The 18,583-nt window shown below is 67.2% G+C and carries 17 protein-coding genes; 13 read left to right on the forward strand and 4 right to left on the reverse strand.

What is annotated here, in order from left to right; translation table 11 throughout:
• Nucleotide 1: 1 nt before the first annotated feature.
• Entirely contained in the window at nt 2-1,555 is a 1,554-nt protein-coding gene (pgi, locus tag RZE79_RS05075; RefSeq protein WP_319359281.1) for a glucose-6-phosphate isomerase, read from the forward strand.
• A gap of 164 nt (nt 1,556-1,719) precedes the next feature.
• Entirely contained in the window at nt 1,720-2,052 is a 333-nt protein-coding gene (locus RZE79_RS05080) for a DUF805 domain-containing protein (RefSeq protein WP_062472662.1), read from the forward strand.
• Between the two features lie 55 nt (nt 2,053-2,107).
• Here the strand turns inward: RZE79_RS05080 and RZE79_RS05085 are convergent, their stop codons facing one another.
• Both RZE79_RS05085 and RZE79_RS05090 read right to left on the reverse strand, forming a co-directional pair.
• Nucleotides 2,108-3,172, reverse strand: coding sequence for a 4-hydroxythreonine-4-phosphate dehydrogenase PdxA (locus RZE79_RS05085; protein ID WP_319359282.1), 1,065 nt, complete (start codon nt 3,170-3,172; stop codon nt 2,108-2,110).
• A gap of 40 nt (nt 3,173-3,212) precedes the next feature.
• Nucleotides 3,213-4,193 (reverse strand): tripartite tricarboxylate transporter substrate binding protein, encoded by a 981-nt coding sequence (locus RZE79_RS05090; RefSeq protein WP_319359283.1) that lies wholly within the window; start codon nt 4,191-4,193, stop codon nt 3,213-3,215.
• 123 nt (nt 4,194-4,316) lie between these two features.
• Between RZE79_RS05090 and RZE79_RS05095 the strand changes: the two genes are divergently transcribed.
• The 11 genes from RZE79_RS05095 (at nt 4,317) to xylB (ending at nt 16,128) form a co-directional block, all read left to right on the forward strand.
• On the forward strand, nt 4,317-5,228 hold the full coding sequence (locus tag RZE79_RS05095) for a LysR family transcriptional regulator (RefSeq protein ID WP_319359284.1): 912 nt from the start codon (nt 4,317-4,319) through the stop codon (nt 5,226-5,228).
• A gap of 183 nt (nt 5,229-5,411) precedes the next feature.
• Complete coding sequence (locus RZE79_RS05100; RefSeq protein WP_319359285.1) at nt 5,412-6,722, forward strand: sugar ABC transporter substrate-binding protein; 1,311 nt, start codon at nt 5,412-5,414, stop codon at nt 6,720-6,722.
• Nucleotides 6,723-6,866: 144 nt separating this feature from the next.
• Nucleotides 6,867-7,724 carry a sugar ABC transporter permease gene (locus tag RZE79_RS05105; RefSeq protein ID WP_319359286.1) on the forward strand — a complete coding sequence of 286 codons (858 nt, stop codon included), beginning with the start codon at nt 6,867-6,869 and terminating at the stop codon, nt 7,722-7,724.
• A gap of 13 nt (nt 7,725-7,737) precedes the next feature.
• Nucleotides 7,738-8,562, forward strand: a complete 825-nt coding sequence (locus RZE79_RS05110) for a carbohydrate ABC transporter permease (protein WP_013539656.1) — start codon at nt 7,738-7,740, stop codon at nt 8,560-8,562.
• Nucleotides 8,563-8,580: 18 nt separating this feature from the next.
• The gene (locus RZE79_RS05115; protein ID WP_319359287.1) at nt 8,581-9,618 is read left to right on the forward strand and encodes a sn-glycerol-3-phosphate ABC transporter ATP-binding protein UgpC; all 1,038 of its coding nucleotides are present in this window, start codon (nt 8,581-8,583) and stop codon (nt 9,616-9,618) included.
• A 92-nt stretch (nt 9,619-9,710) separates the two neighbouring features.
• Entirely contained in the window at nt 9,711-11,090 is a 1,380-nt protein-coding gene (gene dalD / locus RZE79_RS05120; RefSeq protein ID WP_319361097.1) for a D-arabinitol 4-dehydrogenase, read from the forward strand.
• The gene (locus RZE79_RS05125; protein ID WP_319359288.1) at nt 11,087-11,875 is read left to right on the forward strand and encodes an L-iditol 2-dehydrogenase; all 789 of its coding nucleotides are present in this window, start codon (nt 11,087-11,089) and stop codon (nt 11,873-11,875) included. Before dalD ends, RZE79_RS05125 begins: the two co-directional genes overlap by 4 nt.
• 113 nt (nt 11,876-11,988) lie before the next feature.
• The gene (locus RZE79_RS05130) at nt 11,989-12,660 is read left to right on the forward strand and encodes a transaldolase family protein (protein WP_319361098.1); all 672 of its coding nucleotides are present in this window, start codon (nt 11,989-11,991) and stop codon (nt 12,658-12,660) included.
• 23 nt (nt 12,661-12,683) lie between these two features.
• Complete coding sequence (locus RZE79_RS05135; protein ID WP_319359289.1) at nt 12,684-13,652, forward strand: carbohydrate kinase; 969 nt, start codon at nt 12,684-12,686, stop codon at nt 13,650-13,652.
• A 15-nt stretch (nt 13,653-13,667) separates the two neighbouring features.
• On the forward strand, nt 13,668-14,609 hold the full coding sequence (locus RZE79_RS05140; RefSeq protein ID WP_062471853.1) for an AraC family transcriptional regulator: 942 nt from the start codon (nt 13,668-13,670) through the stop codon (nt 14,607-14,609).
• A 52-nt stretch (nt 14,610-14,661) separates the two neighbouring features.
• Nucleotides 14,662-16,128, forward strand: a complete 1,467-nt coding sequence (gene xylB / locus RZE79_RS05145; RefSeq protein ID WP_319359290.1) for a xylulokinase — start codon at nt 14,662-14,664, stop codon at nt 16,126-16,128.
• 183 nt (nt 16,129-16,311) lie between these two features.
• Here xylB and groL read toward each other — a convergent pair whose 3' ends face one another.
• Together groL and RZE79_RS05155 are read right to left on the reverse strand one after the other, a co-directional pair.
• Nucleotides 16,312-17,967 carry a chaperonin GroEL gene (gene groL / locus RZE79_RS05150; protein WP_153280487.1) on the reverse strand — a complete coding sequence of 552 codons (1,656 nt, stop codon included), beginning with the start codon at nt 17,965-17,967 and terminating at the stop codon, nt 16,312-16,314.
• 29 nt (nt 17,968-17,996) lie between these two features.
• The gene (locus RZE79_RS05155) at nt 17,997-18,287 is read right to left on the reverse strand and encodes a co-chaperone GroES (RefSeq protein ID WP_056572926.1); all 291 of its coding nucleotides are present in this window, start codon (nt 18,285-18,287) and stop codon (nt 17,997-17,999) included.
• Between the last annotated feature and the right edge of the window lie 296 nt (nt 18,288-18,583).

The following is an 18,583-nucleotide window of genomic DNA, read 5'->3' on the forward strand; positions in this document are numbered from 1 at the left end:
CATGACCATGACCCTGCGCTGTGACCGCGCGCCGGCCTGGGCGCAACTGCAGTCCAGCTTCGACACGGCCGGTCGCCAGTTCGATCTTCGCCATGCCTTCGTGGACGACGCCGGGCGCTTCGAGCGCTTCAGCCAGGAGGCGCCCCACGTCTTTGCCGACCTGTCGAAGAACCTGATCGACGCGCGCACCGAGGCGCTGCTGTTCACGCTCGCGCGCGAATGCGGCCTCGAGGCCCACCGCGACGCGCTGTTCGCGGGTGCACACATCAACAACACCGAAGACCGCGCCGTGCTGCACACGCTGCTGCGCGCGCCGGCCGATGCAGCCACCGGCCACCACACGGCCCACGAACTGCGCGAGGTGCACGCCACGCTCGACGCCATGCTGGCCTACGCCGAGAAGGTGCGCGCCGATCACACGATCACCGACGTGGTCAACATCGGCATCGGCGGCTCCGACCTCGGCCCCCAGATGGCCGTGCTGGCGCTCGCGGAGTTCGTGGCGCCCGGCAAGCGCTTTCACTTCGTGTCGAACGTCGACGGCCACGAACTGGCGGGCGTGCTGAAGGGCCTTGCGCCCGAGCACACGCTGTTCCTGGTGGCCTCGAAGACCTTCACCACGGCCGAGACGATGACCAACGCGCTCTCGGCCAAGCGCTGGTACGAGCAGTCGGGCGGCACCGACATCGCCGGCCACTTCGCCGCGCTCACCACCAACGTCGAAGCCGCGAACAAATTTGGCATCGACACCACCTTCGGCTTTTGGGATTGGGTGGGCGGTCGCTATTCGTTGTGGTCGGCCATCGGCCTGCCGATTGCGCTGGCCATCGGCGCCGACGGCTTCCGCCGGCTGCTGGCGGGCGCGCATGCGATGGACGAGCACTTTCGCATCGCGCCGCTCGAGCAGAACCTGCCGGTGCGCCTGGGCCTGCTCGACGTCTGGTACCGCAACTTCCACCGCTTCACGAGCCGCAGCATCGCGCCGTACCACAGCGCCTTGAAGCGCGTGCCGGCCTACCTGCAGCAGCTCGAGATGGAGAGCAACGGCAAGCAGGTCGATGCGAGCGGCGCGCCGCTGGACTTCGGCACCTCGCCCGTGCTCTGGGGCGAGCCCGGCACCAACGGGCAGCACGCGTACTTTCAGATGCTGCACCAGGGCACCGACGTGATCCCGCTCGAGTTCATGGCGGTGCGCGACGCCTCGCACGACTTGGATGGCCACCATCCCAAGCTGCTTGCCAACGCGCTCGCGCAGGCGCAGGCGCTGATGGTCGGCAAGCTCGACGAAGGCGGCCACAAGAACTTTCCAGGCAACCGGCCGAGCACCTTCTTCGTGTTCGAGAAGCTCACGCCCGAAGCACTCGGCGCCTTCCTCGCGATGTACGAACACCGCGTGTTCACCAGCGGTGCGCTGTGGGGCATCAACAGCTTCGACCAGTGGGGCGTGGAGCTCGGCAAGGTGCTGGCGCGCGACATCGAGCCGCGCCTGGCCTCGGGCGATGTCACGGGACTCGACGCCTCGACGGCCGGCCTGCTGAAGCGGCTGAGCGCCTGACGGCACACGTCACTGCAAGCCTCTGTCCAACGCGCTATTTCATAGGCCGTTAGGCCATTGGTTTGCAGCGTGCTGGCCGGTTTGGCCGAGTTTGTCGTTGCACAGTGCGCCGATATGATGGCCCCGGGGAAATTTCCCTGGGATTCATCAAGAGGAGCGAGTCAATGGACTTTCAAACAGCGGTCAAGACGTGCATTGCGAAGTACACCGATTTCACCGGTCGTGCGTCGCGTTCGGAATTCTGGTGGTTTTTTCTGGCCCAGTTCGGGGTGCTCGTCGTGACGGGCCTGATCCATGAATACGTGTATTTCATCGCAGCGCTGGCCTTGCTTCTGCCCGCACTCGCGGTGGGCGTGCGCCGCCTGCACGACATCGGCAAGAGCGGCTGGTTCTTGCTGCTGTCGATCATCCCGCTGATCAATCTCGTGCTGATCTACTTCTTCGTTCAGCCGTCGCAGCCGGAGAGCAATGCTTACGGCGAACCGCCGAGCGCCTGATCTTTCTCCCCGAAGGGCCGCACACGCGGCCCTTTTCTTTTGCGGCACCAGCAGCTCAGGCCACCGCCGTTTCGACGGACGCAGGTGCAGCAGGCGCGCCGCTCGCCATGCGCACACACAGATCGAAGGCTTGCTGCAGCCCTTCGATCTGCGCCATGCCCTTGCCGGCAATGTCGAAGGCGCTTCCGCTGGCCGATGTGGCGACCGGCACCGGCAGCCCGCCGTGCAAGGTCACGCCTTCCTCGAAGCCCATGAGCTTCATCGCGATCTGGCCCTGGTCGTGGTACATCGACACCACCGCATCGACATCGCCGCGCCGCGCGCCGATGAACACCGTATCGGGCGAGAACGGGCCGCGCGCGTCGTAGCCTTCGGCGCGCAGCTGTTCGATGGCGGGCGCGATGATCTCGATCTCTTCCATGCCGATCGAGCCGCCGTCGCCCGCGTGCGGATTGAGCCCGGTCACCGCGATGCGCGGTTGGGCCACGCCGGCGCGGCGCAGTGCCGACGCGATGATCTTCACGGCGTCGCTCACGCCTTCCACGGTGATGTGCCGCGCCACGTCCTTCAGTGGAATGTGCGAGGTCACGCGCGAGGTCCACAGCGAGCCGGTGAGGTTGAACTCGCAGACGAAGCCGGTCACGGCGAAGCGCTCCTGCATGTAGCGCAGCTCGTCCTCGTGCGTCAGGCCTCCGAGCCGCAGCGAATGCTTGTTGAGGGGCGCGAAGAGGATCGCATCCGCCTGGCCGCGCCGCACGGCCAGGGTCGCGTCTTCGAGCGCCTGGAACGAGGCACGGCCTGAGCGTTCGTTCGACTCGCCGAGCACCGGCTCCTCGCCCGCCATCCAGTCGCGTGTGAGGAAGCTGAGCCGGCCGTCCTCGAAGCGCAGATCGTCGAGGGTGTTGACCGGCAGCGGCGCCAGCTTCACGCCCGCCACGCGCTCGCCCGCGGCCAGCACGACGGGGTCGGCGATCAGCAGCACGCGGGCGGCGTCGAGGTTGCGTTGGCGGGCGAGCAGCTTCACGGCCATCTCGGGGCCGACGCCGCTGGGGTCGCCCAGCAGCACGACGATGCGGGGTTTGGCGGAGGTCACGCTCGGGGTGGAAGATGGGATGGGCATGGTGGGATGTCTGGGGAATAAGGAAGGGAAAAGGGCGGCCTCACTCGGCCTTGATGCGCGCCGCGCGCACGAGCTGGCCGTAGTGGTCGAACTCCTGCTTGTTCATCGCCGCGAAAGGCTCGCCGATCAGCGTGCCGGGCTCGCCGCCGAGTGCCTTGATGCGCGACTGCACGTCGGCCAGGTTCATCGTGCGCGTGAGTTCGGCGCTCAGCCGCTCGACCGCCGGACGCGGCGTGCCGGCCGTCACGTACAGGCCGTACCAGGTCGACACGTCGGCGCCCTTGATGCCTTGCTCGGCGAGCGTGGGCACGTCGGGCAGCTCGGGCGAGCGCTGCGGCGCGCTCACGGCGAGCGCGCGGAACTTGCCGGCGCGGATCTGGCCCATGGCGGAGGAGGTGCTGTCGAACATCATCTCGACCTCGCCCGAGATGATGTCGATGTGCGCCTGCGAGCTGCCCTTGTAGGGCACGTGGATCGAGCTCATGCCCGTGGCCAGGTTGAAGGCTTCGCCGCCGACGTGCTGCGTGCTGCCGATGCCCGACGACGCGTACTTGAAGCCGCCCGGCTTGGCCGCCATGGCGGCCAGCAGGTCCTTCACCGATTTGTAGGGCGAGTTGGCCGACACCACCAGCACGTTGGGCATCACGGCCACGAGGCCGATGGGTTGCAGGTCTTTCAGCGGGTCGTACTTGAGCTTGAGGATGTGCGGTGCCACGGCCTGTGCCGTGTTGGTGGCCAGCAGCAGCGTGGCGCCATCGGCTGGCGCGCGGGCCGTGAGTTCGCCGGCGATGGTGTTCGATGCGCCGGGGCGGTTTTCCACCGTCACGGGCTGCTTGAGCACGGGCGCGAACTTGTCGGCCAGCACGCGCGCGAGGATGTCGGTGCCGCCGCCGGGCGAGGCGCCGACCAGGATGCGCAGCGGCTTGTCGGGGTAGGCCGGCTGTGCGCCCGCGCTCAGGCAAGCGGCCAGCGCCAGCAGCGCCGCCACGCCGGCATGGCGGGCCATGGGAAAGAGGGTCATCGCGTCGTCTCCTGCTTGTTGTGGCCCCGAGCCTAAGGAGCTTCGGGCGCGCGATCCAATCGAAAAAGGCCGAAGCTCCATATACTTTTGTGCATGAATACAGGCCTCACGGACGCTTCACTGATGCTCCACGTCCGGCCGCGCCAGCTGCTCCTGCTGGCCCGGCTCGACGCGCATCGCCACCTCGGCCGCGCGGCCGAGGCCATGAACATCAGCCAGCCTGCGGCCACCAAGCTGCTGCAGCAGCTGGAGGAGTCGCTGGGCGAACAACTCTTCGAACGCTCGGCGCGCGGCATGGCGCCCACGCCCTACGGCGAGATCCTCATCCGCTACGCCCGCCGCGTGCTCAGCGACTTCGGCACCGCCCGCGAGGAAATGCTCGCGCTGCGCTCGGGCCTGAGCGGGGCGCTGCGCGTGGGCAGCGTGCCGGGCGCCGTGCCGGAGCTGTTGGCACCGGCGCTGGTCGCCTACCACCTGCGCCATCCGCAGGTGGCCGTGTCGGTGGTGGTCGAGACCAGCGACGTGATGCAGGCGCAGCTGGAGCAGGGCGATGTCGACCTCGTGCTGGGCCGCCTCACCGACGGCCACGACGAGGCCAAGTACGCGAGCGTGCCGCTGCTGGGCGAGTCGCAGGTGGTCGTGGTGCGCGCGGCGCATCCGGTGTTCGAGCGCGCGGCCACGGTCACGCTGGCCGAGATGGCGACCTGGTCGTGGGTGCTGCAGCCGCCGGGGTCGCCGCAGCGCGGGCGCTTCGAGGCGGCGATGCGCGAGGCGGGCATCCAGGCGCGGCTGGACATCATCGAAACGGCATCGCCCATCGCCATCACGGCGTTGCTGGAGAACTCCGACATGGCCGCCGTCATGCCGGCCTCGCAGGCCAACCACTACGGCCGGCTGGGCGTGCTGCGCACGGTGCCGGTCGAGCTGCCGGTGCGCGTGCCGCCGATCTGCCTGATCACCCGCGAAGACCGCGCGCTGTCGCCGGCCGCCGCGCAGTTCCGGCGCCAGCTGCTGGGGGATGGCGGGCACGCCTGAGAACTTCCGATGGCTAGTTTTCCATGCTGTATTGCGTTGGACTAGGGAATTCACTAGATAACTGGTGCAAGAGAATACAGATGGTGACGGTCGAAGTACCAAAGCTGCAAGCGCGTTTCTCCAGAATCCGGGCACGGCGACCCGACAAGCACAAGAGGGCGTCGCTCACCTCTAGGAGACAACATGAAGCGTTTTCTGAAAGCGGGCCTCGTCCTCGCACTTGCCAGCGTGGGCCTCGCGTCCCACGCCGCCACCGAACTCGTGATCGCCACCGTCAACAACGGCCACATGATCGAGATGCAGAAGCTCACGCCCTTCTTCGAAAAAGCCAACCCCGACATCAAGCTCAAGTGGGTCACGCTCGAGGAAGGCACGCTGCGCCAGCGCGTGACCACCGACATCGCCACCAAGGGCGGCCAGTTCGACGTGATGACCATCGGCCTGTACGAAGCGCCGATCTGGTCGAAGAAGGGCTGGCTGCAGCCCATCGCCACCGATGCCGCCTACGACGTCGACGACCTGCTGCCTGCCATCCGCGCCGGCCTGTCGCACGAAGGCAAGCTCTACGCCGCGCCGTTCTACGGCGAGAGCTCGATGCTCATGTACCGCAAGGACCTGGCCGACAAGGTCGGCTTCAAGATGCCCGAGCAGCCCACCTGGGCGCAGGTGAAGGAATTCGCCGGCAAGATCCATGACCCGAAGGGCGGCCTGTACGCCATGTGCCTGCGCGGCAAGCCGGGCTGGGGCGACAACATGGCCTTCCTGACCACGCTGGTCAACACGAACGGCGGCCAGTGGTTCGACATGCAGTGGAAGCCGCAGATCGACACCAAGCCATGGAAGGACGCGATCAACTTCTACGTCGACCTCATGAAGGCCTACGGCCCGCCGGGCGCCTCGGCCAACAGCTTCAACGAGAACCTCGCGCTCTTCAACGAAGGCAAGTGCGGCATGTGGGTCGACGCGACCATCGCCGCCTCGTTCATCAGCGACCCTAAGCAATCGAAGGTGGCCGACAAGGTGGCCTTCGCACAGGCCCCCGTCGCCGTCACGCCCAAGGGCGCGAACTGGCTGTGGACCTGGAACCTCGCCATTCCCGCCAGCTCGACCAAGGGCGCGGCCGCACAGACCTTCGTGAAGTGGGCGACCTCCAAGGAGTACGTCAGCCTCGTCGCCAAGGAGCATGGCTGGGGCACGGTGCCCACCGGCACGCGCAAGTCAACCTATGCGAACCCCGAGTTCCAGAAGGTCGCCAAGTTCGCCGCCGCCGAGAAGAAGGCCATCGACAGCGCCAACCTCAGCGACAGCACCTTGCCGAAGTCGCCGTACGTGGGTGTGCAGTACGCAGCCATTCCCGAGTTCCAGGCCATCGGCGTGGCGGTGGGCCAGCAGATGAGCGCGGCACTGTCGGGCAAGGTCACGGTCGACCAGGCGTTGAAGACCTCGCAGACGAGCGCAGAGCGCGAGATGAAGAAGGCCGGCTACTACAAGTAAGGCTTGGCTTTCTCCCTCCCCTTCCGGGGGAGGGTCGGGGTGGGGTCACGCGGCGTATCGCATGGCCGCGGTGATCGATCAGGGAGCCCCCATCCTCGCCTTCCCCCAGAGGGAAGGAGCCAGAGACACAAGAAGGACCTTCTGATGAAACGCCTCCTGCCCCGCGCCCTCATGGCGCCCGCCGTGCTCACGCTCTTCCTCTGGATGATCGTGCCGCTGCTGATGACGTTGTACTTCTCGTTCGTGAACTACAACCTCATGCAGCCCGGCGAACGCACGTTCGCGGGCCTCGAGAACTTTCACTACTTCGTCACCGACCCCGACTTCTGGCCGGCCACGTGGAACACGCTGCTGCTCATCGGCAGCGTGATCGTCATCACGGTGGTGTTCGGCGTGCTGCTCGCGCTGCTGGTGAACGAGCCCTTCCCGGGCCGCGGCATCGTGCGCGTGCTGCTGATCTCGCCTTTCTTCGTCATGCCCGCCGTGAACGCGCTGCTGTGGAAGCACATGATGATGAACCCCATCTACGGTGTGCTCGCCGACCTGTGGCGCTTCTTCGGCGCGCAGCCGGTCGACTGGCTCACCGATGTGCCGCTGTTCTCCGTGATCATCATGGTGGCGTGGCAGTGGCTGCCGTTTGCCTGCCTGATCTTCATCACCTCGCTGCAGTCGCTCGACCGCGAGCAGATGGAAGCGGCACGCATGGACGGCGCGACTTCGTTCCAGCGCTTCTTCTATCTCACCATTCCACACCTCGGCCGCCCGATGGCCGTCGTGATCATGATCGAGATGATCTTCCTGCTCAGCGTGTTCGCCGAGATCGCCATCACCACCAATGGCGGCCCGGGCAACGAGAGCACGAACATGACCTACATGATCTTCAAGCAGTCGCTCATGAATTTCGATGTGGGCGTGGCCTCCGCCGGTGCACTGTTTGCGGTGGTGCTGGCCAACATCGTGGCCGTGTTCCTCATCCGCATCATCGGCAAGAACCTCGACTGAAGAAGGAACGACCATGCAACCCAGCAACTTCCTTCCGCAGCTGCTGCGCACCGTCGGTGCGTGGGCCGTGGCGCTGCTTCTGTTCTTCCCGCTCGGCTGGCTGTTCCTCACGGCCTTCAAGACGGAGCTGCAGGCCATTCATGTGCCGCCGCTGTTCATCTTCGAGCCCACGCTCGACAACTTCGGCGAAGTGCAGCGCCGCAGCGACTACCTGCTGTACGCACGCAACTCGCTGATCACCAGCCTGGGCTCGACCATCCTCGGCTTGCTGATCGCAGCGCCCGCCGCGTACTCGATGGCCTTCTTTCGCACGAAGAAGACGCGCGACATCCTGATGTGGATGCTCTCCACCAAGATGATGCCGGCCGTCGGTGCGCTGGTGCCGATCTACGTGCTCGCGCAGACCGCCGGCATGCTGGATTCGCTCACCGCGCTCACCATCGTGTTCACGCTGTCGAACCTGCCGATCATGGTGTGGATGCTCTACAGCGCCTACAAGGACATTCCGAACGAGATCCTCGAAGCCGCGCGCATGGACGGCGCCAGCCTGTGGACCGAGTTCCGCCATGTCGTGATGCCGCTGTCGGTTGGCGGCCTCGCATCGACCGGCCTCCTGTGCCTGGTGCTGAGCTGGAACGAGGCCTTCTGGGCGCTGAACCTCACGTCGGCAAAGGCCGGCACGCTGGCCACGCTCATCGCCTCGTACTCCAGCCCCGAAGGCCTGTTCTGGGCCAAGTTGTCGGCCGCGTCGCTGATGGCCATCGCGCCCATCGTCGTGTTCGGCTGGTTCAGCCAGAAGCAACTGGTGCAAGGCCTGACCTTCGGCGCCGTCAAGTAAAGAAAAGCGAGACATCTCATGGCCTACCTCGAACTCAAGAACATCAAGAAGAGCTTTGGTGACGTCCACATCATCAAGGGCGTCGACCTCGAAATCCAGAAGGGCGAATTCATCGTCTTCGTCGGGCCTTCGGGCTGCGGCAAGTCGACGCTGCTGCGGCTGATCGCGGGGCTCGAGCCCATCACCAGCGGCAACCTGCTGCTCGACGGCAAGGACATCACCTGGGCGCCTTCGGGCAAGCGCGACCTCGCGATGGTGTTCCAGAGCTACGCGCTGTACCCGCACATGAGCGTGTACGACAACATGTCCTTCGCGCTCAAGCTCGCAGGCGTGCCCAAGAGCGAGATCAAGACGAAGGTCGAGTACGCGGCGAAGACGCTGAACCTCACGCAGTACCTCGACCGCACGCCGAAGGACCTGTCGGGCGGCCAGCGCCAGCGCGTGGCCATCGGCCGTGCCATCGTGCGCGCGCCCAAGGTGTTCCTGTTCGACGAGCCGCTGTCGAACCTCGATGCGGCGCTGCGCGGCAACACGCGCGTCGAGATCCACAAGCTGCACCGCGCGCTCGGCGCGACCACCATCTACGTCACGCACGACCAGGTCGAGGCCATGACGCTGGCCGACCGCGTGGTGGTGCTGAAGGACGGCCTCATCGAGCAGGTCGGCACGCCGCTCGAGCTTTATGACCGCCCGGCCAACCAGTTCGTCGCGCAGTTCATCGGCATGCCGTCGATGAACATGGTCGCGGCAAGTGCGATCCCGAGCTTCTCCGCCGCCACCGGCGGACGCCTGCCGAGCGACGGTTTCCTGGGCGTGCGCCCCGAAGGTCTGCGCGTGCATCCGAAGCAGGGCGCGGCTGCCGGCGTGCCGGGCCGCGTCGAACTCATCGAGGCGCTGGGCGCCGACACGCTGATCCACGTCGACGTGGGCGGCGTGCCGCTCATCGCGCGCCAGAACGAGCGCACGCCGCTGCAGGCGGGTGACGACGTGGCGGTCGAGCTCGATCCGTCCGTGCTGCACCTGTTCAGCCGCGAAGGCCGCGCAGTGGCCGCCTGACCCGACCCTCTTCATTTTTCCGGACCTTCCCCGTGACCCTCGCAGCAGCAGCGGCCCTCGTGCCCACCCCACCGGCGCCTTCGGAATTCACGGTGCTTCACCTCGGCCTCGGCTCGTTCCATCGCGCGCACCAGGCCGTCTACCTGCAGCGGCTGATCGATGCGGGCGACACCCGCTGGTCGCTGTCGGGTGCCAACATCCGGCCCGACATGGCCGAGGTCGTCGCCGCGTTGCAGGCCCAGGGCGGGCGCTACACGCTCGAGACCGTGTCGCCGGCCGGCGAGTACCGTTACGCGCAGATCGAAGCCATTCGCGAAGTGCTGCCGTACGAGCCGTCGCTGGCCGCGGTGATTGCGCGCGGCGCCGCGCCGTCCACGCGCATCGTCTCCTTCACCGTGACCGAGGCCGGCTACTACCTCGACACCAAGGGCAGGCTCGACCTGTCGTTTGCCGACCTCGCGGGCGATATCGAACGCGCGCGGCGCGGCGAGGCCGGCGAGACGGTCTACGGCGCGGTCTGCGCGATCCTGCGGGCACGGCGTGCCGCGCAGGCGGGCCCCGTGACGCTGCTGAACTGCGACAACCTGCGCCACAACGGCGACCGCTTTCGCGCAGGGTTGCTCGAGTTCATCGCATTGGTCGGCGACGCGCCGCTGCAGGCCTGGGTCGATGCCAACACCCGCTGCCCGAACGCGATGGTCGATCGCATCACGCCGCGTCCTCCGCCGGAACTGCGCGCGCGCGTGCAAGCCGCCACGGGCCGCGACGATGGCGCCGCGGTCACGGGCGAGAGCTTCATCCAGTGGGTGATCGAAGACGACTTCGTCGCCGGCCGGCCCGACTGGGGGCGCGTGGGTGCCGAGCTGGTCGACTCGGTGCAGCCGTATGAAGAGGCCAAGATCCGCATCCTCAACGCCACGCACAGCTGCATCGCCTGGGCGGGCACGCTGGCAGGGCTGGGGTTCATCCACGAGGGCACGCACGACGCCGCCATCCGCAAGATGGCTTTCGACTACGTGACCGATGACGTCATGCCGTGCCTGAGCCCGAGCCCGATCGACCTCGCGGCCTACCGCGACGTGGTGCTCGACCGCTTCGGCAACCCCGCGATCCGCGACACCAACCAGCGCGTGGCGGCCGACGGCTTCTCGAAGATCCCGGGCTTCATCGCGCCGACCGTGCGCGAGCGGCTGGCGGCCGGGCAGACCATCGACAGCGTGGCGATGCTGCCTGCGCTGTTCCTCGCGTTCCTGCAGCGCTGGCATCGGGGCGAGCTGCCTTACGCCTACCAGGACCAGAGCATGGACGTCGCCGTGGCGCACGCGATCTGCGACGCCGCCGATCCGGTGGCGGCACTGTGCGCCGATGCCGGGCTGTGGGGCAGCCTTGGGGGCGACGCCCGGCTGGTCGATGCGGTGCGCCGCGCCGGCGAGCGCGTCACGCGCTTCGTTGCGGAGAAGGCCGCGCCATGAGCGGCCGGCTGCAGGACCGCCATGTGCTGCTGACCGGTGCCGGCGGCGGCATCGGGCTGGCCGTGGCCGAGGCCTGCATCGCCGAGGGCGCGCGCTGCAGCGTGATCGACCGCGCGACCGCCGCGCCCGACGCACTGCGGGCTCTGCAGCAGCGCCACCCCGACAGCCTCGCGTACATCGCCGCAGACGTCACCGACACGCAGGCCATCACGCACATGCTGGCCGAAGCCCAGGTCGCCTTCGGCCCGATCCACACGCTGTTCAACAACGCCGCCGTGTTCGACCTCGCGCCGCTGCTCGACAGCGACGAGGCCTCGTTCGACCGGCTCTTCGCCGTCAACGTGAAGGGCATGTTCTTCGTGATGCAGGCCGTGCTGCGCCACATGGTCGAGGCCGGCACGCCGGGCGCGTCGGTCATCAACATGGCCTCGCAGGCCGGGCGCCGCGGCGAGGCGCTGGTGTCGCACTACTGCGCGACCAAGGCGGCCGTCATCAGCTATACGCAGAGCGCCGCGCTGGCCATGGCGCCGCACGGCATCCGCGTCAATGGCATCGCCCCCGGTGTGGTGGACACGCCGATGTGGGACCATGTCGACAGCCTGTTCGCCAAAGCCGAAGGGCTGGCGCCGGGCGAGAAGAAGCGGCGTGTCGGCCTCGACGTGCCGCTCGGGCGCATGGGCGTGCCGGGCGACATTGCAGGGGCGGCGGTTTTTCTCGCCAGCGACGAGGCGCGCTACATCACGGCGCAGACCCTCAATGTCGATGGCGGCAATGTCATGAGCTGAAGAGGGAGCCGGCATGCCCGTCAGAGCACAAAAGTACCGAGACCGCACGTGTTCGGGCGGTGAAGCGCCTCCGGCCCGATGAGAAGATGGCCACCCTCAGCAGCGAGCGACCCGTGAACGACGATTTCCATCTCTACCTCGACAGCGCCGACCTGGCCGACCTGCAGGCCTGCCTGCCGCACCCGGTGGTGCACGGCGTGACGACCAACCCGACGCTGCTGCAGCGCGCCGGCGTGGGCCGCGCGGCGGTGCCGGGGCTGCTCAAGCGCTGCATCGAGCTGGGTGCGCGGCAGGTGCAGGCCCAGGTCTATTCGAGCGAGGTCGACGGCATGCTCGAAGACGCGCAGGCGCTGCTGCCGCAGTTCGACCGCGGTCAGCTCGTCATCAAGATTCCCGCCACGCGCCAGGGCCTGGACGCCGGCGCGCAGCTCATCGCCCAGGGCGTGCCCGTCACCTGGACCGCCGTGTACGCGCCCGAGCAGGCGCACTTTGCCGCGCAACTGGGTGCGGCCTATGCAGCGCCCTACCTCGGCCGGCTCGAAGACGCCGGCATCGACGGGCTCGGGCTCATCGCACAGATGCAGTCGCTGGTCGCACAGCGTCCCGCGTCGGGCACGCGGCTGCTGGTGGCGAGCATCCGGTCGCGCGCGGCGTACCTGTCGCTGCTGGCGCTGGGCGTGGGCGCCATCACCATCCCGCCGCGCCTCTTTGCCGAGTTGCTCGACCATCCCGCCACCCTGGCTGCCGAGGCGGGTTTCCTGGCCGACGCCCGCGCCTTGCCCTGACAGAAGCACAAAATCCACACACCATGCGCATAGCACTCACGGGCGAGGCCCTGATCGATTTCACCGCCAGCGAAGCGGGCACCCTCGCGTTCCTGGGCCATGAGGGCGGCTCGCCGCTCAACACCGCCGTGGCCTGCGCGCGGCTCGGGCAGCCGACCGGCTTTCTCACGCAGCTCTCGACCGACCTGTTCGGCGAACGGCTCATGGCCTTTCTCGAACGCAACGGCGTCGACACCCGCCTCATCCTGCGCAGCGACGCGCCGTCGACGTTGGCCTTTGTCGAGCGCACGCCGCAGACCAACCGCTACGCCTTCTACACACGAGACAGTGCCGACGCGACCTGGGCGCCCGAGCCGCTGCCGCAGCTGCCGGCGGAATGCCGCTTTGTGCACTTCGGCTCGATCTCGCTGCTGCAGGAGCCGGCGTCGTCGCGCATCACCGACCTCGTGGCGGCCCATGCCGGGCGCTGCGTGATCGTGTTCGATCCCAACGTGCGACCCAGCCTGATCCCGAACATGGCCGCCTTCCGCGCCCGCGTCACCGAGTGGTTCGCCATGGCCGACCTGGTCAAGCTCAGCGACGAAGACGCCCAGTTGCTCGCCCCCGGGCGGCCCGTCGATGCGCTTGCGGCCGAGTGCCTCACGGCCGGCGCGCGCGCCGTGGTCGTCACGCGCGGCGGCGCCGGTGCCACGCTGTGGCGCACCGGCAGCGCCCCGCTCACCGTGGCCGCGCCGCGCGTCGAGGTGGTCGACACCATCGGCGCGGGCGACACCTTCACCGCCGGGCTGTCGGTGGCGCTGCTGGCCCATGGCGTCGAGCATCCCGCGCAACTGGCCGAACTCGGCGACGACGCCTGGCGCGCCGTGATGCGCTTCGCCGCCACCGCTGCGGCCCTGAACTGTACCCGCGAGGGCGCAGATCCACCGACGCTGGAAGCCGTTCACACGGCGCTTTCGCAGGAAGACAATGAGGCCGTCGCTTCCCGGCCCTGATCGATCCGTGCTGCCATGACAACGACCACCCGCAAACGCGCGATCCCTCGCCAACGCCAGCCCGAGCTGGAGCGCGATTTCGCGCGCTCCCCGTCGCTGGGCTACGAGGCCCCGGAAGAAACCGGCCTGGTGCGCTGCCTCGCGCACGGCTTCCCGAGCCCGCTGGTGCGATGGCATTTCCATGAAGACTACGAGCTGCACCTGATCACCGAGACCTCGGGCAAGGCCTTCATCGGCGACTGGATCGGGCCGTTCCAGCCTGGCCACCTCGTGCTGTGCGGGCCACGCCTGCCGCACAACTGGATCTCGCTCGACGTGCCCGAAGAAGGCGCCGCCGGCCGCGACCGCGTGATCCAGTTCCGCCACGAGCCTATCGAGCGCGCGGCCGCCGAGATTCCCGAGCTGCGCGACGTGATGCCGCTGCTCGACCGCGCGCGCCACGGCATCGAGTTCTTCGGCATGTCGGCGCAGGCGCTCGCGCACTGGGACGCCATCAAGGCGGCGCGCGGCGTGCGGCGCCTCGGCCTGTTCTGCGAGTTCATGGCCGATCTGGCGCAGTGCACCGACTACCGGCTGCTGTCGAGCGTGCAGATGCAGGGCGTGCAGGGCAGCGACGGCGATGCGCAGGTCGACCAGATCAACGACATCGTGAACCGCATCACCAACAACATGACCGACTCGATCTCCATGTCGGACGTGGCCGCCGAGCTGGGCATGAGCGAGAGCCGCTTCAGCCGCTTCTTCCGCCGCTCGACCGGCAACAGCTTCACCGACTTCGTGAACCGCGTGCGCATCAACAGCGCCTGCCACCTGCTGATGCAGACCGACCACTACGTGACCGACATCTGCTACCAGGTGGGCTTCAACAACGTGGCGAACTTCAACCGGCGCTTCCTTGAAATCAAGGGCATGACGCCCAGCGAATTCAGGCGCCAGGCCGACACGCGCTTCGGCTGATTTCTTTCAAGGCCAACACGCCTTCACTGAAGGCGCCATCAGGGAGACCATCTTGTATCTGGGACTCGACCTCGGCACGTCCGAGCTCAAGGCGTTGCTGCTCGCGGACGATCACCGCATCGTCGGCGTGGCACGCGCGCCGCTCACGGTCGACCGGCCGCAACCGCTGTGGTCGGAACAGGCGCCCGCCCAGTGGTGGCAGGCGCTCGACGCGGTAATGACAGAACTGCGCACGGCACATGCCGAGGCGTTGTCACAAGTGCGTGCCATCGGCCTCTCGGGCCAGATGCACGGCGCCACGCTGCTCGATGCAGAAGGCGCGGTGCTGCGCCCGGCCATCCTCTGGAATGACGGCCGCAGCGGCGCGCAGTGCGAGGCGCTCACGCGCGCCGTGCCGCGCCTGGGCGAGATTGCGGGCAACCTCGCGATGCCGGGCTTTACCGCGCCCAAGCTGCTGTGGGTGCGCGAGCACGAGCCCGACATCTTCGCCCGCGTCGCGCGCGTGCTGCTGCCCAAAGACTGGCTGCGCTTCATGCTCAGCGGCGAGGCGGTCAGCGAGATGTCCGATGCGGCCGGCACGCTGTGGCTCGACGTGGGTGCGCGCGACTGGTCCGACGAACTGCTCGCCGCCACGGGGCTCACGCGCGATCACATGCCGCGGCTCGTGGAAGGCAGCGAAGTCTCCGCGCTGCTCAAGCCCGGACTGGCGGCGCGCTGGGGATTGCGCGACGGCGTGAAGATCGCCGGCGGCGCAGGCGACAACGCCGCCAGCGCGGTCGGCATGGGGCTCGTCGAGCCGGGGCAGGGCTTTGTCTCGCTCGGCACCTCGGGCGTGGTGTTCGTCTCGACCGACCGCTTCCTGCCGAACCCCGCGCAGGCGATGCACGCCTTCTGCCACGCGTTGCCCCAGCGCTGGCACCAGATGTCGGTGATGCTCTCGGCCGCGAGCGCGGTGAGCTGGGCAGCGAAGACCTTCAAGTTCGCGGACGAAGCGGCGTTGCTCGAAGCGGCGGCGTCGGTCGCGTTGGCGGATCGGGCGCGATGCCCGCTGTTCTTGCCGTACCTGTCGGGCGAGCGTTCGCCGCACAACAACCCGAACGCACAAGGCGTGCTCTTCGGTTTGACGCATGCACACGGCCCTGCAGAGATCGCCTATGCGGTGGTCGAAGGCGTGAGCTTCGGTCTGCGCGACGGCTTCGACACGCTGCGCCTGCCGGCCGACATGCCGCTGCGCGAAGTCGCGCTCGTGGGTGGCGGTGCGCGCAGTGTCTGGTGGGGGCAGTTGCTGGCCGACATCTTCCAGGTGGAGCTCACGCTCTATGCGGGCAGCGAGACCGGCGGGGCACTCGGTGCGGCGCGGTTGGCGTGGCTGGCCGACGGGGGCGCGGTGGCCGAGGTGTGCACCTTGCCGCCGGTGAAGCAGACGCTGTCGCCTTCGTCCGAAGGGGCCAGTGGGCACAAGACGCGGCATGCACGTTTTCAGGTGCTGTACATGGCGCTGCGTGACCAGTTCCGCTAGCCGGCACAACAAACCGAGCGCCCATAAAAAAACCCGTCGTGAGACGGGTTTTTTATTTCGCGAAACACCGCGGAACCGGCTTTGCCGGGCCGCAGGTGTTGCCCCCGGTAGGGGGTTGGCGTAGCGGACACGAAGTGCCGCGCAGCCTGGGGGCGAGCCAAATCCCCCTGGGGGCGAGCGAAATTACATACCCATGCCGCCCATGCCGCCCATGCCGCCCATGTCGGGCATGCCGCCGCCGCCAGCGCCGGACTCGTCCTTGGGTGCATCAGCAACCATGGCTTCGGTCGTCAGCAGCAGCGAGGACACCGAGGCGGCGTTCTGCAGTGCGGTGCGGGTGACCTTCGTCGGGTCCAGGATGCCCAGCTCGAGCATGTCGCCGTACGTGTCGTTCGCAGCGTTGAAGCCGTAGTTGCCCTTGCCGGCCAACACAGCGTTCACCACCACCGAGGCTTCGCCGCCGGCGTTGTTCACGATTTCGCGCAGGGGGGCTTCGATGGCCTTCAGCACCAGCTTGATGCCGGCTTCCTGGTCGGCGTTGTCGCCCTTGACCGAGTCGCCCACAGCTTGCTTGGCACGCAGCAGAGCCACGCCGCCGCCAGCCACAACGCCTTCTTCCACTGCAGCGCGGGTGGCGTGCAGGGCGTCTTCGACGCGAGCCTTCTTTTCCTTCATTTCGACTTCGGTGGCAGCGCCAACCTTGATCACTGCCACGCCGCCGGCCAGCTTGGCCACGCGCTCTTGCAGCTTTTCACGGTCGTAGTCGCTGGTCGCTTCTTCGATCTGAACGCGCACTTGCTTCACGCGGGCTTCGATGTCACCGGCAGCGCCAGCGCCGTCGATGATGATCGTGTTTTCCTTGCCCACTTCGATGCGCTTGGCTTGACCCAGGTCGGCCAGCGTCACCTTTTCGAGCGTCAGGCCCACTTCTTCAGCGATGACCTTGCCGCCCGTCAGGATGGCGATGTCTTCCAGCATGGCCTTGCGGCGGTCGCCGAAGCCAGGAGCCTTCACAGCCACAACCTTCAGGATGCCGCGGATCGTGTTCACGACCAGCGTAGCCAGGGCTTCGCCTTCGACTTCTTCGGCAATGATCAGCAGCGGACGGCCAGCCTTGGCAACTTGCTCCAGCACCGGCAGCAGGTCACGGATGTTGCTGATCTTCTTGTCGAACAGCAGCACGAAGGGGTTGTCCAACAGCGCCGATTGCTTCTCGGGGTTGTTGATGAAGTAGGGCGACAGGTAGCCGCGGTCGAACTGCATGCCTTCGACGACGTCGAGTTCGCTGTCCAGCGACTTGCCGTCTTCCACGGTGATCACGCCTTCCTTGCCGACCTTGTCCATCGCGTCAGCGATGAGCTTGCCGATGGTTTCGTCGCTGTTGGCCGAGATGGAGCCGACTTGCGCGATTTCCTTCGACGTGGTGGTGGGCTTGGAAGCCTTCTTCAGCTCGGCGACCAGGGCCGTGACAGCCTTGTCGATGCCGCGCTTCAGGTCCATCGGGTTCATGCCGGCAGCCACCAGCTTGAAACCTTCGCGAACGATGGCTTGGGCCAGCACGGTCGCGGTGGTGGTGCCGTCACCGGCGTTGTCCGAAGTCTTGGAAGCCACTTCCTTCACGAGCTGGGCGCCCATGTTCTGCAGCTTGTCCTTGAGTTCGATTTCCTTGGCCACGGACACACCGTCCTTGGTCACGGTGGGGGCGCCGAACGAACGCTCGAGCACCACGTTGCGGCCCTTGGGGCCCAGGGTCACCTTGACTGCGTTGGCCAGGATGTTGACACCCTCGACCATGCGTGCGCGGGCTTCGCCGCCGAAGACTACGTCTTTTGCTGCCATGTTTATTTACTCCGAATGGATCTGTTGAATTACTTCTCGACGACTGCGAACAGGTCGTCTTCCTTCATGACGAGCAGTTCGTCGCCGTCGACCTTGACGGTCTGGCCGCTGTATTTGCCGAACAGGACGCGGTCGCCGACCTTGACGGTCAGTGCGGCCAGCTCGCCCTTGTCGTTGCGCTTGCCCGGGCCCACGGCCAGGACTTCACCCTGATCGGGCTTTTCGGCGGCTGCGTCGGGGATGACGATGCCGGAGGCGGTCTTGGTTTCGCTGTCAACACGCTTGACGATCACGCGATCGGCCAAAGGACGAAGTTTCATTGCATCTCCTGGAAGGGTAAGAAACGGGTTTGTTTGTGGTCGGGCACCGGAGAAACCGGCGACCTGTCGACTGGATGGGAGGGCTGTTAGCACTCGTCAGCAGCGAGTGCTAATCATAAGGGCATTCGATGACCTTTCAAGAGCGTGCCCCTTGCCCTCGTCTCGCACGGCTGTGCTTTTCCGGGGAAACACGGGGCTGCCGGGGTGCCATCGGTCGAAACGTTCGGGGTTTTTTGCCCGGGTGAAATGAGGCCGCTCAGACCATGCAGCGGCCGCGTGCCGAACACGCAGCCGCC

The organism is Variovorax sp. EBFNA2 (genome assembly GCF_033802765.1).
GTDB classification, from domain to species: Bacteria; Pseudomonadota; Gammaproteobacteria; order Burkholderiales; family Burkholderiaceae_C; genus Variovorax; species Variovorax paradoxus_H.

What these genes read in the sequence shown, in the direction of transcription:
- pgi (WP_319359281.1), top strand. Translation starts at nt 2, where the DNA reads ATGACCATGACCCTGCGCTGTGACCGCGCGCCGGCCTGGGCGCAACTG.
- RZE79_RS05080 (WP_062472662.1), top strand. Translation starts at nt 1,720, where the DNA reads ATGGACTTTCAAACAGCGGTCAAGACGTGCATTGCGAAGTACACCGAT.
- RZE79_RS05085 (WP_319359282.1), bottom strand. Translation starts at nt 3,172, where the DNA reads ATGCCCATCCCATCTTCCACCCCGAGCGTGACCTCCGCCAAACCCCGC.
- RZE79_RS05090 (WP_319359283.1), bottom strand. Translation starts at nt 4,193, where the DNA reads ATGACCCTCTTTCCCATGGCCCGCCATGCCGGCGTGGCGGCGCTGCTG.
- RZE79_RS05095 (WP_319359284.1), top strand. Translation starts at nt 4,317, where the DNA reads ATGCTCCACGTCCGGCCGCGCCAGCTGCTCCTGCTGGCCCGGCTCGAC.
- RZE79_RS05100 (WP_319359285.1), top strand. Translation starts at nt 5,412, where the DNA reads ATGAAGCGTTTTCTGAAAGCGGGCCTCGTCCTCGCACTTGCCAGCGTG.
- RZE79_RS05105 (WP_319359286.1), top strand. Translation starts at nt 6,867, where the DNA reads ATGAAACGCCTCCTGCCCCGCGCCCTCATGGCGCCCGCCGTGCTCACG.
- RZE79_RS05110 (WP_013539656.1), top strand. Translation starts at nt 7,738, where the DNA reads ATGCAACCCAGCAACTTCCTTCCGCAGCTGCTGCGCACCGTCGGTGCG.
- RZE79_RS05115 (WP_319359287.1), top strand. Translation starts at nt 8,581, where the DNA reads ATGGCCTACCTCGAACTCAAGAACATCAAGAAGAGCTTTGGTGACGTC.
- RZE79_RS05125 (WP_319359288.1), top strand. Translation starts at nt 11,087, where the DNA reads ATGAGCGGCCGGCTGCAGGACCGCCATGTGCTGCTGACCGGTGCCGGC.
- RZE79_RS05135 (WP_319359289.1), top strand. Translation starts at nt 12,684, where the DNA reads ATGCGCATAGCACTCACGGGCGAGGCCCTGATCGATTTCACCGCCAGC.
- RZE79_RS05140 (WP_062471853.1), top strand. Translation starts at nt 13,668, where the DNA reads ATGACAACGACCACCCGCAAACGCGCGATCCCTCGCCAACGCCAGCCC.
- groL (WP_153280487.1), bottom strand. Translation starts at nt 17,967, where the DNA reads ATGGCAGCAAAAGACGTAGTCTTCGGCGGCGAAGCCCGCGCACGCATG.
- RZE79_RS05155 (WP_056572926.1), bottom strand. Translation starts at nt 18,287, where the DNA reads ATGAAACTTCGTCCTTTGGCCGATCGCGTGATCGTCAAGCGTGTTGAC.